The sequence below is a fragment of the Bradyrhizobium sp. USDA 4541 genome, assembly GCF_024171085.1.
Lineage (GTDB): Bacteria > Pseudomonadota > Alphaproteobacteria > Rhizobiales > Xanthobacteraceae > Bradyrhizobium > Bradyrhizobium australafricanum.
Window position 1 is genome coordinate 5,305,742 of record NZ_JALJZF010000001.1, and the last position, 15,765, is coordinate 5,321,506.

The following is a 15,765-nucleotide window of genomic DNA, read 5'->3' on the forward strand; positions in this document are numbered from 1 at the left end:
GGAATTCAAACAAAATTTCAAACGTCCGAAGCACTTGAGACGATGTGCGGCGTGACGTACAGCGAGACGGGACACTATTGAAGGGCTCATCCGATGTCCAATCCAGACAAGCCTGACGTGACGGTGACGCGGTGGTGGTGGGTTCGCCACGCGCCGGTGCGCAGCGACGGCGGCAACATCTACGGACAGGAGGATATCGACTGCGACACCGGCGATGTCGAAGTGTTCGAGGCGGTCGCCAAGATGCTGCCGCGCGATGCGGTCTGGTATTCGAGCAATTTGAAACGCACGCACAAGACCGCGGACGCGATCTGGGCTGCCGGGTTTCCAAAACCGGAAAGCATGACGCAGGAACGCGACTTCGCCGAGCAGCATCTCGGCCAATGGCAGGGCATGAACCGCGCCGCGTTTCTCGCCAGCCGTCCGCCGGGTACGGCCTGGTTCGCCGACGTCAACGATCCCGCGCCCGGCGGCGAGAGCTACATGGATCTCTACACTCGCGTCTGCCGCACCATTGTGCGGATCACCGCGGCGGAAGCGGGCAGGAATATCATCGCCGTCGGCCATGGCGGCGTGATCAAGGCCGCGGTCGGGCTGGCGCTCGGCGGCCAGCCGGACAGGGGGCTGTCGTTCGATATCGATAATGTCTCGGTGACGCGGCTCGATCACATCGCAAGCGCAGGCCTGTCGACCTGGCGCTTGCCGATGGTGAACCAGCAGCCTTGGATTGCCGATCCGCGCCACGCCGCTATGCATCAGCCGTCCGGGCCTGAAGTCAGGCCGGCGAGCAAGCTTGCGTGATTGCTGCTATCGCAACCCCACGACGCTGCTTAAGCTCACCGCAGAATTTAAACACCGTAACATCAGGGAGAGAAACATGACCTTGTTCGACATGAAGGGAAAAGTCGCCGTCATCACCGGCTCGACGCGCGGCATCGGACGCGCGATCGCCGAGCGCATGGCCGAGCACGGCGCCAAGGTCGTGATCTCCTCGCGCAAGGCTGACGTCTGCGAGCAGGTGGCGAAGGAGATCAACGACAGCTACGGCAAGGGCACCGCGGTTGCGATCGCGGCCAACATCTCGTCGAAGGAAAACCTGCAGAACCTGGTCGACGAGAGCAACCGCGCCTTCGGCAAGATCGACGTGCTGGTCTGCAACGCGGCGTCCAATCCTTACTACGGTCCGCTCGCCGGCATCTCCGACGATCAGTTCCGCAAGATTCTCGACAACAACATCGTCGCCAACAACTGGCTGATCTCGATGGTGGTGCCGCAGATGATCGAGCGCAAGGACGGCTCGATCATCATCGTGTCCTCGATCGGCGGCCTGAAGGGCTCGACCATCCTCGGCGCCTACGCGATCTCCAAGGCTGCCGACATGCAGCTCGCGCGCAACCTCGCCTGCGAATATGGCAAGCACAATATCCGCGTGAACTGCATCGCGCCGGGCCTGATCAAGACCGACTTTGCGAAAGCGCTGTGGGACAATCCGGACAATCTGAAGGCCTCGACCGCGCGCTCGCCGCTGCTGCGGATCGGCGTGCCGGACGAGATCGCTGGCGCCGCCGTGATGATGGGCTCGCGGGCCGGCGACTTCATGACCGGCCAGACCATCGTGATCGACGGCGGCGCGACGATCAGCTGAGCATCACTCGTCATTCCGGGGCAGCCCGCAGGGCTGAACCCGGAATCTCGATGTTGTTTCGCGAGATTCCCCGATGCGCGATTGCGCATCTTAGGTTCGCGCCCCGGAATGACGGACTACTCCACCGCCGCGTACACCCCGTTGCGCACCAGCGAGCGGGTATATTCGCGCTGGCCCGGGCCCTGCATCATGAAGACCGCGATCAGGTCTTCGCTCGGATCGATCCAGAAGAACGTGCCGGCCATGCCGCTCCAGAAGTACTGGCCGACCGAGCCGGAGAACGGCGCGATGCCCTGCTGCATGCGCACGGCGAAGCCGAGGCCAAAACTGTGGCCGGGCGACACCAGCGTGCCCTGGATCTTCACGCCGCCGCCGAGGTGATCGGAGGCCATGAATTCGAGCGTCTTGCGGCCGATGATCCTGGTACCGTCGAGCGAGCCGCCGTTCAGCAGCATCTGCGCGAAGCGGGCATAATCCATCGTGGTCGAAACCAGGCCGCCGCCGCCGGATTCCATCGCCGGCTTCTCCAGCATGTTGAACAGCTGCACCTTGTCGTTGGTCCAGGGATCGTTGGCAAAGGCCTCGGCGAGGCGGCCGGCATTGGCTTCCCCGGTGTGGAAGGCGGTCTCGGTCATCTGCAGCGGCGAGAGGATGTGCTCAGTGAGGTACGCGCCGAGCGTCTTGCCGCTGACGACCTCGATGATGCGGCCGAGTATGTCGGTGGAGCGGCTGTAATTCCACTCGGCGCCGGGCTGGCAAACCAGCGGCATGCCGGCGAGCATGGTGGCGTGCTCGGCATTGGTGATCTTGCGGCTGCGCAGCCGCGACTGCTGGTAGAGCTGCTGCACCGGGCCGTTGCCGGTGTGGTCATAAGTAAGCCCAGACGTGTGGCGAAGCAGGTCCTGGATCGTCATCTGCCGCTGCACGGGTACCAGCTCGAGCTTGCCGTTGTTCTCGACGCCGACCTTGGTCTCGGCGAATTCGGGGATGAACCTCGCCACGGGGTCGTTGAGCAGGAAGTGGCCGTCCTCCAGCAGCTGCATGATGCCGATCGAGACGATCGGCTTGGTCATCGAGAAGATGCGGAAGATCGTGTCATGCGCCATCGGCGCCGAGGCGGTCGGGCTTTGCCGGCCGATCGCGTCGAACCAGCCGATCTGGCCGCGCCGCGCCACCAGCACCGTCACGCCGGGCACGGTTCCCTTGTCGACCTCGCGGCGGAAGGTGTCGGACATCGCCTGCAGCCGCACGCTCGACAGCCCGATCGATTCGGGCTTGGCGAGGGGAAGGGACGGGGTGGTCGGGCTGGCGGCGTGCTTGGTGGCGGTTTGAGCGTTCATGGTCTCTCCCTGGTTCTTGATTCTTGCGGCGAGGTGCCGACACGGGGTGATCGCCGAAGTCTGGCGCAGAAGTTTTGCAATGAACAGAAGCTTCACCGCTTCGCCCTTGCAAACCGGCCATGCCCTGTGCTTGAAACGGCGCGAACCGGCGGCGACGCGGGTTCCCTGCAGGAGTGTAGCTCAATTGGTAGAGCACCGGTCTCCAAAACCGGGGGTCGCAGGTTCGAGCCCTGCCACTCCTGCCAGCCTTTTCCCAATCATTTGAATGCCTTGGCCGAGGTCCCGGACCCCGGCCATAATCCTGTTCGCCTACTTGATGAGCGGGCAGCCGCCGTCCTTCAGCGGCCGGAACGCCTGGTCGCCGGGCACTTCGGCGAGCACCTTGTAGTAATCCCACGGCGCCTTCGATTCCTCGGGCTTCTTGACCTCGAACAGGAACATCGAGTGCACCATGCGGCCGTCCTCGCGCACCACGCCGTTGTCAGTGAAGGCGTCGCGGACCGGGGTCGCGCGCATCTTGGCCAGCACCGGCCTGGTCTCCTTGGTGCCGGCGGCCTTCACCGCGTTGAGGTAGTGCAGGGTGGCGCTGTAGGTCGCGGCCTGGTTCATCGTCGGCATCCGCTTCATGCGCTCGAAGAAGCGCTTGCCGAAGGCGCGGGTGCGGTCGTTGAGATCCCAGTAGTAGGCCTCGGTGATGATCAGGCCCTGCGCGAGCTTGAGCCCGAGGCTGTGGATATCCGAGATGAACATCACGATGCCGGCGAGGTTCTGCCCGCCCGCGACGATGCCGAATTCGGAGGCCTGCTTGATGGTGTTGATGGTGTCGGCGCCGCCATTGGCCATGCCGATGATCTTGGCCTTCGAGGCCTGCGCCTGCAGCAGAAAGGACGAGAAGTCCGGCGTGTTGAGCGGATGCCGCGCGCTGCCGAGCACCTTGCCGCCGGCGGCGCGGACCACGTCGCCGGTGTCGCGTTCGATCGAATGGCCGAACAGATAGTCGGCGGTGATGAAGAACCAGGTATCGCCGCCGTTCTTCACGATCGCGCTGCCGACGGTGTGGGCGTTGGCGTAGGTGTCGTAAGTCCAGTGCAGCGTGTAGGGCGAGCAGGACTTGCCGGTGATGTCGGAGCTCGCCGCATCCGTCACGATCATGATCTTCTCGAACTGCTTCGACATCTCCATGCCGGCGAGCGCGGTCGCCGAGGTCGGCATGTCGATGATCATGTCGACATTCTCGGCCTCGTACCATTTGCGGGTGATGGTGGCGGCGACGTCGGCCTTGTTGAGGGCGTCGGCGGTGACGAGCTCGATCGGCTTGCCGAACATCGACCCGCCGAACTCCTCGATCGCCATCTTGGTGGCCTCGACATTGCCGGCGCCGCCGATGTCCGAATAGACCGACTGGAAATCCGTGAGCACGCCGATCTTGAGCGGCGCCTGCTGGGCGAGCGCCGGCCCTGCCAGCACAGCCGCGATCAGGCCGGCGGCGGACAGACTCGTGACGATGGATTTCATGATGGTGTGCCTCCCCGAGGTGTTCTTGTCAGTTTGTCCGACAAAGCTAGATTTGCCCGGTTCCGGTGTCAATTCCGACCGCTCGGGTGCGACAATCAGGCCGAATTTTGCCCGTTTGACGCCCCAAGGGCCTTCGCCTATCTTTTGTCCGACAAACGACAATCGGGGTCCGGGGGAGCTGAAGATGCCCACCACGCCGCTGTTCCGGCGTATCGATGTCGCGCCGGCCTATCAGAAGGTCGCCGACGCGATCGAACGCGAGATCATCAACGGGCGGATCAAGCCGGGCGAGCCGATCGGCACCGAGCAGCAGCTGGTTGCGCAGTTCGGCGTCAACCGCTCGACGGTGCGCGAGGGCATTCGCGTGCTCGAGGAGGGCGGGCTGATCCGCCGCGATTCCAGCCGCCGGCTGCAGGCCTGCCTGCCGCGCTACAACAAGCTCGCGACGCGACTGTCCCGCGCGCTGATTCTGCACGAGGTGACGTTCCGCGAATTGTTCGAGACCTCGATGACGCTGGAGGTCGCGAGCGTCGAGGGCGCGGTGGAGCGCGCGACCGAGGAGAACATCGCCGAGCTCGCCGGCAATCTCGAGCGCAGCGCAGCTGTCGTCGGCAATCCCGCTGCGCTTGCCGAGCTCGATGCGGAATTCCATGCGCTGATGGCCAAGGCCTCGCAGAACCGCGTGCTGCAGCTGGCGCGCGAGCCCGCCGCGCAACTGTTCTTTCCGACCACCGAGATGATCGTGGGCGGCGTGCCTGAGGGCGGCGCGCGGCTGGTCGAGGCGCACCATCATCTGCTCGACGCGATCAAGCGGCGCGACAAGGAGGCCGGCGTGCTGTGGACGCGGCGGCACCTGCAGGACTGGCGGCGCGGTTTCGAGAAGATCGCCTCGCTCGATCGCTCGGTCGAGCACACCTACATGGAACACGCTTACGCCGCCCGGCAATAGCGACGGCGCGGCCAAGACAAGACGAAAACAACGACAACAAGCACATTCAGGAGGGACAAATGAGCGGAGACATCGCAGCAACCATCCAGCGCGCCCGCGGGCACAGCATCGGCGATCTGCTGCGCCGGTCGGCGAAGCGCTACCCCGGCAAGACCGCGCTGATCTGCGGCGAGGTGAGCTGGAGCTTTGCGGAGATGGACGCGATCTGCAATCGGCTCGGCCGCGGCTTGCTCGCGCTCGGCGTTGCGAAGGGCGATCGCGTCGCGGTGCTGTCGCGCAACTCGCACGGCTTCGCCGCGCTACGCTTTGCGGTGGCCCGGATCGGCGCCATCCTGGTGCCGATCAACTTCATGCTCAATCCGGACGAGATCAATTTCATCCTCGCCAATTCCGGCGCCAAGCTGCTCGCGGTCGGCCCCGATTTCGTGAAGACGGCGCACGCTGCGGCCGCCAAGGGCTCGGCGGTCGAGACCCTGGTCTGGCTGCCCGGCGAGGATCCGGCCACCGCGCCCAACGGCATCACGACGTTCGACAGCCTGTTGCACGGCGACGCGTCGGCGCCGGAGGCATCGGTGGACAGCCGAGATCCCGCGCAGGTCATCTACACCAGCGGCACCGAGTCGCTGCCGAAGGGCGCGATCCTCACCCACGAAGCCGTCATGTGGCAGTATGTCAGCTGCATCATCGACGGCGGCATGGTGACCGACGACACGGTGCTGCACGCGCTGCCGCTCTATCACTGCGCGCAGCTCGACGTTTTCCTCGGGCCCGCGATCTATCTCGGCGCCACCAGCCTCATTACCGGCAAGCCGGTGCCCGACAATGTCCTGGCGCTGATCGCGGCCCACAAGATCAATTCGTTCTTCGCGCCGCCGACGATCTGGATCGCGATGCTGCGCTCGGGCGCGTTCGACCGCACCGACCTGTCGACCCTGCGCAAGGGCTATTACGGCGCCTCGATCATGCCGGTCGAGGTGCTGCTCGAATTGCAGCGCCGGCTGCCCGAGGTGAAGTTCTGGAATTTCTACGGCCAGACCGAGATCGCGCCGCTCGCGACCGTGCTTTCGCCGGAGGACCAGCTGCCGAAGGCGGGCTCGGCCGGCAAGCCCGCGATCAATGTCGAGACGCGGGTGGTCAGGCCCGATATGACCGACGTCGAGGTCGCGGAGGTCGGCGAGATCGTGCACCGCTCGCCGCATCTGTTGTCCGGCTATTACAACGATCCGGTCAAGACCGCGGCCGCGTTCGCCGGCGGCTGGTTTCATTCCGGCGACCTCGCGACCGTCGATGCCGACGGCTACGTCACCGTCGTCGATCGGGTGAAGGACATGATCAAGAGCGGCGGCGAGAATGTCGCGAGCCGCGAGGTCGAGGAGATGATCTACCGGCTGCCTTCGGTGTCGGAGGTCGCGGTGGTCGGGCTGCCAGATCCGCGCTGGATCGAGGCGGTGACCGCGATCGTCGTGGTCAAGGCCGGCGCGAGCCTCGAGGCCGAGGCGGTCATCAAGCATTGCGCGGCGTCGATGGCCCATTTCAAGGTGCCGAAGCAGGTCATCTTCGTGGATGCCTTGCCGAAGAATCCGAGCGGCAAGCTGCTCAAGCGCGAGCTGCGCCAGCGCTATGTCGGTGGCGCCACGCTCGATCAGGCGGTGCAGAAGAGCTTCGCCGGCTAGGCTGTCTATTGGCCAGCTGTCGCCGGCGCGTTGTCCGACCATTCCGGCGGCAAGCCAAGCTTGCCGGCGGCCATTCCGACCAGGCCGGGACTGCGGCCGAACGCCTCGCAGGCCGCGTATTTCGGCTTGCCGCCGAACGTTGCGCCAATCTTGTCGAACGATGGCGGCTCCGGCGCCTTTCCGAATGGCGTCGCGCCGGTGACGACGAGCTTGCTGAAGTCGTCGCTGAAGGAAGGGGCGAGATCGTAGGCGTCACCGGCGCTCGAGACCATCGGTGAGTTGGTGAACGAATTCGCCCCGCGGGCCCAGATCATCGCCGCCTGCTGGCGGCTGACCTGATCGCGCACCTCGGCTTCGACGGTCAAGCTGCCAAGCCCGACCGGCAACCGCGGCACCGGCACCGGCACGCCTGCGCCGAACGCGCTCGGCAGGAAGCTGACCACCTTGGAAGTGCCCGCCGCGACCTCGTCGGTGGGCGCCGCCTGGGTGACAAGCGCGTGCACGGACAAATCCGCAGGCTGATCGGGACGAACGACCTGAAGGCGCTCGCTCAGGCCGACGCACAGCGAACGATCGATCGCGTTGGCCACCAGGTGCCGCTGCTCCTGGGACAGCGTCGGCGACGCTGCCTGCGAGAAGGTCGTCGGGACGATCCGCACCGTCTTCGCAGCGAGGACCTCGTCCTTGTTGACGCGAACCAGCGATTTCGCCAGCACTCCGTCGGACGGCGTGAGATTGTCGTAGGATGCCAATGACCCGCCCCGCGTCATCGGTGCGCTGGCACAGCCCGACAACAACGCCACCAGAACCGCAGCGCCCGGCAGAAATTCGATTCTCATGTACCCCTCGAACGACCGCTCATCCCACGAACGATCGAAGGTCACGATAGAGCAGGGCCGCCGGGGTCGGGATTAAGAGATATTAAGTCAGATGTAGCTCGCGAAACCGCGCGACCTATTTGAGCCACATTTGGCCGTGCAGGCTTAACAAAACGCTATATTTGCGCACTGCGCATCCGGGGCCGAGGCCTCTAAAATGCCGTGATGCAAATCCTGGAATACGACCTCGTGGCTTTCCCCGTCACCAACGCACGCATCCTCTGCGTCGAGGACGATGCCGATATCGCGCGCATGCTGGCCGAGGTGCTTGAGGACAACGGCTTCCGACCGGTGCTGGTCGGCTCGGCCGTGGAGATGGATGCGCTGCAAGCGCGAGAGCTTTGATCTCGTCGTACTCGACGTGATGCTGCCGGGCGAGGATGGGCTGAGCATCTGCCGGCGCCTGCGCATGTCGTCTTCGATTCCGATCATCATGCTCACCGCGCGGGGCGAGGACATCGACCGCATCCTCGGCCTCGAGCTCGGTGCCGATGACTACGTCACCAAGCCGTTCAATTCGCGCGAACTGGTCGCCCGCATCCGGGCGCTGCTGCGCCGCGTCGAGAGCGGCGCCACGTCGCGGTCACGGCCGCGTCCGCTGACCTTTGCCGGATGGCGCATCAACCCCACCACCCGTGAGCTGCATGACCCCGCGGGCGTCCGGATCACGCTGACCGGCGCCGAGTTCGATCTGCTGCTGGCGTTCTGCCGCATCCTGGGCAGGTGCTGTCACGCGAGCAATTGATCGAGCAGGCCTTCGGCGGCCTGATCGCCTCAGTCGAGCGCAGCGTCGACGTTCATATCAGCCGCATCAGGCAGAAGATCGAACCGGATCCGAAGGACCGCTCGATGATCAAGACGGTGCGGCTCGGCGGCTACCTCTTCACGCCTGCGGTCGAGCAGATATGATGGGATGGGCGCAGCGGCTGATGCCGCGCAGCGTCGCTGCGCAACTCATGAGCCTCTTCGCGCTCTCGGAACTGATCGGCATCACGCTCGCGGCGGTGACCATCATTTTCATTCGATTCTCCCTCGATCACCGACACGCAGAAGTTTCTTGCCGGGCGGGTCGCGGAGATCACGCAGCTTGTGCGTTCCACGAAGACGCCGGCAGACGCGGATGAACTGCTGGCCGCAGCCAGGCGCGGCGGTCTCGACGTCAGGCGCGTCGCCTTGGGCGAACTGGTGCCTCGAACAGCCGCAGAGACGCGGTCGTTTTCCATGCGAGCGTTCCGGCAAGTGGCTGCCGAGCCCCGAATTGAATTGATGGAGGATCTGCGCCATCCCGCAGGCTCGTCGTCACAGGTGATCGTGAGACTCGACGATGGCCACGCGCTGATGGCCGACGTTGCGGTCAAAGGCGGCCTTTGGTCCACTTTGCTCCGCCCGCTGGCCGGGGGCACGATCATCGTGCTGATCTCGATGCTGCTGCTGTCGGTCTATGCGGTGCGTTGGGTGATCGCGCCGCTGGCCGATGTCGCGCGTGCCGCGACCTCGTTCGGCCGCTCGCCGCGGGCTCCCGAGGTGTTGCGCCGGCGCGGTCCGCTCGAGATCGCCCAGGTCGCCGACGCGCTGAACGACATGCGCACACGTATCGCAGCGCTGCTCGACGACCGCACCCGCATGCTCGCCGCCATCAGTCATGACCTGCGGACGCCGCTGACCCGGCTCAGGCTGCGCACCGAGCGCGTCGGCGACGACACCCTGCGCCCGGCGATGCTGGGCGATATCGCCAAGATGACGCGCATGATCAACGAGACCCTGGAGTATCTGCGCGAGGATGCCCGCTCGGAGGCGGCGTCGTTCATCGACCTGCCGAGCTTCCTGCAGACCATCTGTTCGGACTTCGCCGACATGGGCCACGCGGTATCCTATGCCGGGCCGGCGCGTCTGCCTTATGCCTGCCGGCCCCGCGCGCTGTCGCGCGCCGCCACCAAAATCGTGGAGAATGCGGTCAAGCACGGCAGCAAGGTCGCGGTGACGCTTCGCCCCATGGAGGCTGGCCACATCGAGATCGAGGTGGCGGATGACGGTCCGGGCATCCCACCTGCGCTGCACGACAAGGTGTTCGAGCCCTTCTTCAAGGCCGACAGCGCCCGGCAGGAGGGGGGCTTCGGGCTGGGACTATCGATCGCGCAGGATATCGCCAAGCGCCATGGCGGCAGCATCGCGTTGAGCCTGCGGGAGCCGAGCGGACTGCTCGTATCGATGCTGCTGCCGCCAAAACCCGGCCTGGCCTAGAGGGGCGAGACGAACGACGCTGATCCCGCCAGGACGCCAGGGGATCGCAGGGCGCCGGCTAAGCCCTTGATTTGGAGAGACCAATGCCCGATTTGCCCGAACCGGGCGGGAGCCGGACCCGACCCCGCCGACCTTGACGTTTGGCCGGTCTCGCAGTAGATACTCGCCACTCGCAGCCGGCCCGCTTTGATGGCGGATATCCGGCGCGGCCTAATTCCCCGAACATTCGAGCTCGTTTATCGGCTCAACCTTCCAAACGAGGGCTGGGTCCGCAAGGTCGGCTGTTCGGATTCCTTGAAACGTTGCAATCGTCCGGAGACGGACGCGGATCTCACGATGGCTTTCAGCCCGTTCAAATTCCTGCAGGAAGTGCGCTCGGAGACCGCCAAGGTCACCTGGCCGACGCGCCGCGAGACGACCATCACCACCATCATGGTGTTCGTGATGGTGGCGCTGGCCTCAGTCTTCTTCTTCGCCGCAGATCAGATCATCCGCTATCTGATTACCCTGATACTGGGCATCCACTGATGAGCATGGGAACTCAATTGATGGACAAGCGCTGGTACATCGTCCACGCCTATTCGAACTTCGAGAAGAAGGTTCAGGAATCGATCCGCGAGCAGGCCAAGCAGCGTGGGCTGGAAGAACTGTTCGAGCAGATTCTAGTGCCGACCGAGAAGGTCACAGAGGTGCGCCGCGGCCGCAAGATCGACGCCGAGCGCAAGTTCTTCCCGGGCTATGTACTGGTGAAGATGAAGCTGACCGACGAGGCGTTCCATCTGATCAAGAACACCCCGAAGGTGACCGGCTTCCTCGGCGCGGAAAACAAGCCGATGCCGATCTCGGAAGCGGAGGCGATGCGGATCCTGCACCAGGTGCAGGAGGGCGTGGAGCGTCCGAAGGCGTCGGTGTCGTTCGAGATCGGGGAGAACGTACGCGTGGCCGACGGCCCGTTCGCTTCGTTCTCCGGCGTGGTGGAAGAAATCGACGAGGCGCGCTCGCGCGTCAAGGTCGCGGTGTCGATCTTCGGCCGCGCGACGCCCGTGGAACTGGAATTCGGTCAGGTCGAAAAGGTGGTCTGACCGGACGGCGCGGGGTATCTGCCTCGCGTCAAGTCGAGAGGCCGTGGGAGGGAGGAGGCGGTCGCCAGCCCCTTCAACCGAACCACGGAACCTGAAACCGCCGGCACGTCCGGCACAACAGGAGTGATAAATGGCAAAGAAAGTGACCGGATACCTGAAGCTTCAGGTCCCGGCCGGTGCGGCGAATCCTTCGCCCCCGATCGGCCCCGCGCTTGGTCAGCGCGGTCTCAACATCATGGAGTTCTGCAAGGCGTTCAACGCGCAGACCCAGAAGGAAGAGAAGAACACCCCGATCCCGGTGATCATCACCATCTATGCGGACCGGTCCTTCACCTTCGAGATGAAGACCCCTCCGATGTCCTACTTCCTCAAGCAGGCCGCCAAGATCCAGTCCGGATCGAAGGCGCCGGGCCGTGACAAGGCCGGCCAGGTGACCAAGGCGCAAGTGCGCGAGATCGCCGAGAAGAAGATGAAGGACTTGAATTGCGACACCATCGAATCGGCCATGAAGATGGTCGAGGGCTCTGCCCGTTCGATGGGTCTGGAAGTTGCGGGGTAACGGGCCATGTCAATCGGAAAGCGTTTGAAGAAGGCCCGCGAGGGCGTCGATCGCGAGAAGCTCTATCCGCTCGCGGATGCCATCAAGATGGTCAAGGAGCGCGCCAAGTCGAAGTTCGACGAGACGATCGAGATCGCGATCAATCTCGGCGTCGACCCGCGCCACGCCGACCAGATGGTCCGCGGCGTCGTCAACCTGCCGAACGGAACCGGCCGTACGCTTCGTGTCGGCGTGTTCGCGCGCGGCGCCAAGGCTGAGGAAGCCAAGGCCGCCGGTGCTGACGTCGTCGGTGCGGAAGACCTGGTCGAGAAGGTGCAGGGCGGCGCGATCGATTTCGATCGTTGTATCGCCACGCCCGACATGATGCCCCTGGTCGGCCGCCTCGGTAAGGTGCTCGGTCCGCGCGGCATGATGCCGAACCCGAAGATCGGCACCGTGACCATGGACGTCACCAACGCCGTGAAGGGCGCCAAGGGCGGCTCGGTCGAGTTCCGCGTCGAGAAGGCCGGCATCGTGCAGGCCGGCATCGGCAAGGCCTCGTTCTCCGAGGACAAGCTGGTCGAGAACGTCAAGGCGCTTGCGGACGCGGTCTCCAAGGCGAAGCCGGCGGGTTCCAAGGGCACCTACATCCAGCGCGTGGCGGTTTCCTCCACCATGGGCCCGGGCGTGAAGGTCGAGCCGGGCACGATCCTCGGCTGAGGTCTCTGGCCGTGACGAGATAAAGAGGGGCGGGACCGGGCAACCGGTTCCGCCCTTTGTTTTGCCAAAGCGTTTTCGAGCGAAGTGGCTACCGGTTCGCGTGAAAAAAACGCGCCAAGACAAGATCTGAAGCCTCTCGCAAGAAAGAACAACAATGCCCGATAAGGTCCTGGTCTATTCACGCTTTCCCAAGGCCCAGCTGATCCGCTTCGGCGAGCGCTATGAGCTGCTGAATGCGGCGGGCAAACGATTGGACGAAGCGTTCCCGGCGGCCGAGCTCGCCGATATCCGCGCCATGATCACCGCGGGCGGCACCGCGCTCGGCGCGGAGGCCATCGACATGCTGCCGAAGCTCGCCGCGATCGTCTGCTACGGCACCGGCTATGACGGCGTCGATCTCGCCGCTGCCGCCAGGCGCGGCATCGCGGTCGGCCACAGCCCGGGGGCCAATGCGGCCTCCGTCGCCGACACGGCGGTGACCTTGATGCTGGCGTCGGTGCGGCGGTTGCTGGTGGCTGACAATTACGTGCGGAGCGGCGACTGGGCCGGTGCAAAGCCGTCGCCGATGATGCGGCCGCAGGCCGGCATGCGCGGCCGCAAGGTCGGCGTCTACGGCATGGGCGAGATCGGCCGCAAGATCGCCGCCCGCGTCGCGGCCTTCGAGACCGAGGTCGGCTATTTCAGCCGCTCGAAGCACGACGTGCCCTATCAATCCTTTCCGACGCTGGAAGCGCTCGCCGATTGGTGCAGCGTGCTGCTGGTGGCCGTCCGCGCCGGCGCCGAGACCGAGCATGCGGTCAATGCCGACATCCTGCGCCGGCTCGGCAGCGACGGGTTCGTCGTCAACATCGCGCGCGGCTCGGTCATCGACGAGAAGGCGCTGGTCGCAGCGTTGACCGACGGCGTGATCGCCGGTGCCGGCCTCGACGTGTTCGCGAGGGAGCCGCATGCGCCCGATGCGCTGACGGCGTTGCCGAACGTGGTGCTGTCGCCGCATCTCGGCGGCCACACGCTGGAATCGCACGTCGCCATGCAGGATTGCGTGCTGGCCAATCTCGACGCGTTCTTTGCCGGCAAGCCGCTCGCCTATCCGGTGGCGACGGCGGCCTGACCGGAGCTTCAGCTCCGGCGCGGCGCGTGGCGCAGCTTGTCCGGGTTGCGGACGATGTAGATCGCCGCGATCCGGCCGGTCTCGCCCTCGATCGCCATGCTCAGTGTGTGGTCGACTTCGCCATCGAGGAAGATCAGCGCGCCCGCGCTGCCATTGACCATCATCGGTTCGACGCGAACCTCGCTGCCGGCGTTCTTGCCGGCGATACCGATGATGAAGCGGACGATCTTCTCTGCCCCCTTGATCGGCTTCAGCGCCGCCAGCTTGCGGCCGCCGCCGTCGGTGATCGCGATGGCATCCTCGCGCAGCAGGTTGGCGAGGGCGGAGACGTCGCCGCTGGCCGCGGCCTTGCAGAATGCCGTCAGCAGCCGTGCGTGGCCTTCGGGCGGCTCGGCGGGAACAGGGCGGTTGTCGCGGACCGATCGGCGGGCGCGCGCGGCGAGCTGCCGGCAGGCCGCCTCGCTGCGCTCGAGGGTGCGGGCGACTTCCGCGAACGGCCGGTCGAACACGTCGTGCAGCAGGAACGCGGCGCGCTCGAGCGGCGTCAGGGCGTCGAGCGCCAGCATCAGCGCGAAGGAGAGATCGTCGGCGAGTTCGGTCGCCGCCTCGGCCGACAGCGCCTCGTCGAACACCGGCTCGGGCAACCAGGCACCGACATAGACCTCGCGCTGGGCGCGGGCGCTCTTCAGCCGGTCAAGACAAAGCCGGGTCACCACCGTGACGAGGAACGCCTCGGGATTGCGAACGTCGTCGACCGCGGCGAACCGCAGCCAGGCGTCCTGGACCACATCGTCGGCATCGCCGCGGCTACCGAGCATGCGATAGGCAAGCCCGGTCAGCCGCGCCCGATACGGCGCCAGCGGGTCGCGCTCAGGCAGCCTGCTTGATGACATCGATCTGATGGCCGGCCACGGTCACGCGGCGACACTCCCTGGCATATCCCAGCGCCAGCTTCATCATGGGGAATATCCGGCCGATTTGTAGGGCCATGGCGAGCTCGATCACGCCTTTTTCGCCCCAGCGCGCGCGAACGGCGTCGCGGCAGGCGTCATCGTCGGTCGAGCGCTGCACGATGGCGTCGGCGAAGTGGAAGCCGAGCGCGGTGTCCGCGGTCATGGCGGCAACGTCACGACGGAGCACGGCGGTGACCTGCTGTTCCGCCATTTCCGCTCCGATCGCCATGTCCACGACCAGTTGCGCACAGGGACCGCAATCTTCCGCCAGCGCGCCGGTCAGCTTGGCGGCATAGAAGGCCTCAACCGGCGCGACCGCGCGGTAGGCGGCGGCCTTCATCGCGCCGGCGAATTTGAAGAACGCGGCGGGCGATTCCTTCAGCATGATCTCGAGATAGGTGGTGTCGTAGCCGTAGCGCCTGGAATAGGCGCGCAGCATGCGGCGCGCGATGAAGCTACGCATGTCGTTCTCCTTGATTTGGCAGGGCGGAATAGAGGGCGAGCGCCGCCGGCAGGACGACCGCCACCAGATCGGATGCGGCATGGTGGTCGTGGCCGCCGGCGATCATCACGAGATGCAGCAGGCCGTGGCCGGCCAGGAACGCGGCGCCCGCGACCGCTGCCGGCCACCAGGCCGGCCACAAGGCTCGCGCCGCCAGGCCGAGCCCGGCCGCGATGAAGGCAATGCCGACGTCCTGGACCAAATGAGGGTTGAACGGACCGGTATCGGCTGCGCGGGGCACGAGCGACCACCAGAGGGAACCGGCCGACAGCATCACCAGCCCATTGGCGAGGTTGAAGAGGGCGAGAATTCCTGCAATCCATCGTTTCATGCGAGCCTCCAGCGCCAGACGAGCGACGGCATTGGAGCGTGACGCCTCGGGGAAGAAATTTTTCGCTGGGCCGGGCAGATCGCCGAACTGGTCTGAAATTTGCCCTTGGCAAGCAGGGCAGGACGGGCTACATAGCGCCTTCCGGGCGTGCTGGCACTTGCTGGCATGTCCGTGCTCGCAATCCGAAAACCTGTGATGATAGGAGATCATTCCTTTCCGCATGCCCGCAAGGATGCTCGAAAGGAAGGAGACCCATCGCCTTCAGAGGAATGAGAGCAGGGGCCTTC

16 protein-coding genes, 1 tRNA gene and 1 pseudogene are annotated in these 15,765 nt (G+C 65.3%); 12 read left to right on the forward strand and 6 right to left on the reverse strand.

Going from position 1 to position 15,765, the window contains the following annotated elements; translation table 11 throughout:
* The first annotated feature begins 93 nt into the window (after positions 1–93).
* Both J2R80_RS25055 and J2R80_RS25060 read left to right on the forward strand, forming a co-directional pair.
* Positions 94–801, forward strand: coding sequence for a histidine phosphatase family protein (locus tag J2R80_RS25055; protein ID WP_057019561.1), 708 nt, complete (start codon positions 94–96; stop codon positions 799–801).
* A 76-nt stretch (positions 802–877) separates the two neighbouring features.
* Complete coding sequence (locus tag J2R80_RS25060) at positions 878–1,645, forward strand: SDR family NAD(P)-dependent oxidoreductase (RefSeq protein ID WP_026192903.1); 768 nt, start codon at positions 878–880, stop codon at positions 1,643–1,645.
* Positions 1,646–1,761: 116 nt separating this feature from the next.
* On the opposite strand, the gene J2R80_RS25065 is transcribed toward J2R80_RS25060, so the two are convergent.
* The gene (locus tag J2R80_RS25065; RefSeq protein ID WP_253639619.1) at positions 1,762–2,985 is read right to left on the reverse strand and encodes a serine hydrolase; all 1,224 of its coding nucleotides are present in this window, start codon (positions 2,983–2,985) and stop codon (positions 1,762–1,764) included.
* A gap of 169 nt (positions 2,986–3,154) precedes the next feature.
* Between J2R80_RS25065 and J2R80_RS25070 the strand changes: the two genes are divergently transcribed.
* A tRNA-Trp gene (locus J2R80_RS25070) sits at positions 3,155–3,230 on the forward strand.
* A 64-nt stretch (positions 3,231–3,294) separates the two neighbouring features.
* On the opposite strand, the gene J2R80_RS25075 is transcribed toward J2R80_RS25070, so the two are convergent.
* Entirely contained in the window at positions 3,295–4,500 is a 1,206-nt protein-coding gene (locus J2R80_RS25075; protein ID WP_253608200.1) for an ABC transporter substrate-binding protein, read from the reverse strand.
* Between the two features lie 184 nt (positions 4,501–4,684).
* Here J2R80_RS25075 and J2R80_RS25080 point away from each other — a divergent pair, with 184 nt between their 5' ends.
* Positions 4,685–5,449, forward strand: coding sequence for a FadR/GntR family transcriptional regulator (locus J2R80_RS25080; RefSeq protein WP_253639620.1), 765 nt, complete (start codon positions 4,685–4,687; stop codon positions 5,447–5,449).
* 59 nt (positions 5,450–5,508) lie between these two features.
* Positions 5,509–7,122: an acyl-CoA synthetase gene (locus tag J2R80_RS25085; RefSeq protein WP_253639621.1), complete on the forward strand. Its 1,614-nt coding sequence runs from the start codon at positions 5,509–5,511 to the stop codon at positions 7,120–7,122.
* Between the two features lie 5 nt (positions 7,123–7,127).
* Here the strand turns inward: J2R80_RS25085 and J2R80_RS25090 are convergent, their stop codons facing one another.
* Positions 7,128–7,961, reverse strand: a complete 834-nt coding sequence (locus tag J2R80_RS25090) for a DUF3313 domain-containing protein (protein WP_253639622.1) — start codon at positions 7,959–7,961, stop codon at positions 7,128–7,130.
* Positions 7,962–8,165: 204 nt separating this feature from the next.
* On the opposite strand from J2R80_RS25090, the pseudogene J2R80_RS25095 reads away from it, so the two are divergent.
* The 7 genes and pseudogenes from J2R80_RS25095 to J2R80_RS25125 all read left to right on the forward strand — a co-directional run bounded on the left by J2R80_RS25095 (position 8,166) and on the right by J2R80_RS25125 (position 13,692).
* A pseudogene (locus J2R80_RS25095) lies at positions 8,166–8,909 on the forward strand (response regulator).
* Positions 8,910–9,173: 264 nt separating this feature from the next.
* Positions 9,174–10,241, forward strand: coding sequence for an ATP-binding protein (locus J2R80_RS25100; protein ID WP_253639623.1), 1,068 nt, complete (start codon positions 9,174–9,176; stop codon positions 10,239–10,241).
* Positions 10,242–10,577: 336 nt separating this feature from the next.
* Entirely contained in the window at positions 10,578–10,769 is a 192-nt protein-coding gene (gene secE / locus J2R80_RS25105; RefSeq protein WP_028335448.1) for a preprotein translocase subunit SecE, read from the forward strand.
* A 20-nt stretch (positions 10,770–10,789) separates the two neighbouring features.
* Positions 10,790–11,323, forward strand: a complete 534-nt coding sequence (gene nusG / locus J2R80_RS25110; RefSeq protein ID WP_021081670.1) for a transcription termination/antitermination protein NusG — start codon at positions 10,790–10,792, stop codon at positions 11,321–11,323.
* A 130-nt stretch (positions 11,324–11,453) separates the two neighbouring features.
* Entirely contained in the window at positions 11,454–11,882 is a 429-nt protein-coding gene (rplK, locus tag J2R80_RS25115; protein WP_016840552.1) for a 50S ribosomal protein L11, read from the forward strand.
* Between the two features lie 6 nt (positions 11,883–11,888).
* Positions 11,889–12,581, forward strand: a complete 693-nt coding sequence (rplA, locus tag J2R80_RS25120) for a 50S ribosomal protein L1 (protein WP_018272150.1) — start codon at positions 11,889–11,891, stop codon at positions 12,579–12,581.
* 154 nt (positions 12,582–12,735) lie between these two features.
* A complete protein-coding gene (locus J2R80_RS25125) occupies positions 12,736–13,692 on the forward strand; it encodes a 2-hydroxyacid dehydrogenase (RefSeq protein ID WP_253639624.1) in 957 nt (318 codons plus the stop codon).
* 8 nt (positions 13,693–13,700) lie between these two features.
* Here J2R80_RS25125 and sigJ read toward each other — a convergent pair whose 3' ends face one another.
* The 3 genes from sigJ to J2R80_RS25140 are packed head-to-tail and all read right to left on the reverse strand — an operon-like array spanning position 13,701 to position 15,688.
* Positions 13,701–14,585 (reverse strand): RNA polymerase sigma factor SigJ, encoded by an 885-nt coding sequence (sigJ, locus tag J2R80_RS25130; RefSeq protein WP_253639625.1) that lies wholly within the window; start codon positions 14,583–14,585, stop codon positions 13,701–13,703.
* Entirely contained in the window at positions 14,563–15,108 is a 546-nt protein-coding gene (locus J2R80_RS25135) for a hypothetical protein (RefSeq protein WP_253639626.1), read from the reverse strand. Before J2R80_RS25135 ends, sigJ begins: the two co-directional genes overlap by 23 nt.
* Positions 15,101–15,688 carry a hypothetical protein gene (locus J2R80_RS25140; RefSeq protein WP_253639627.1) on the reverse strand — a complete coding sequence of 196 codons (588 nt, stop codon included), beginning with the start codon at positions 15,686–15,688 and terminating at the stop codon, positions 15,101–15,103. The genes J2R80_RS25135 and J2R80_RS25140 overlap by 8 nt, the downstream gene beginning before the upstream one ends.
* Positions 15,689–15,765 lie beyond the last annotated feature (77 nt).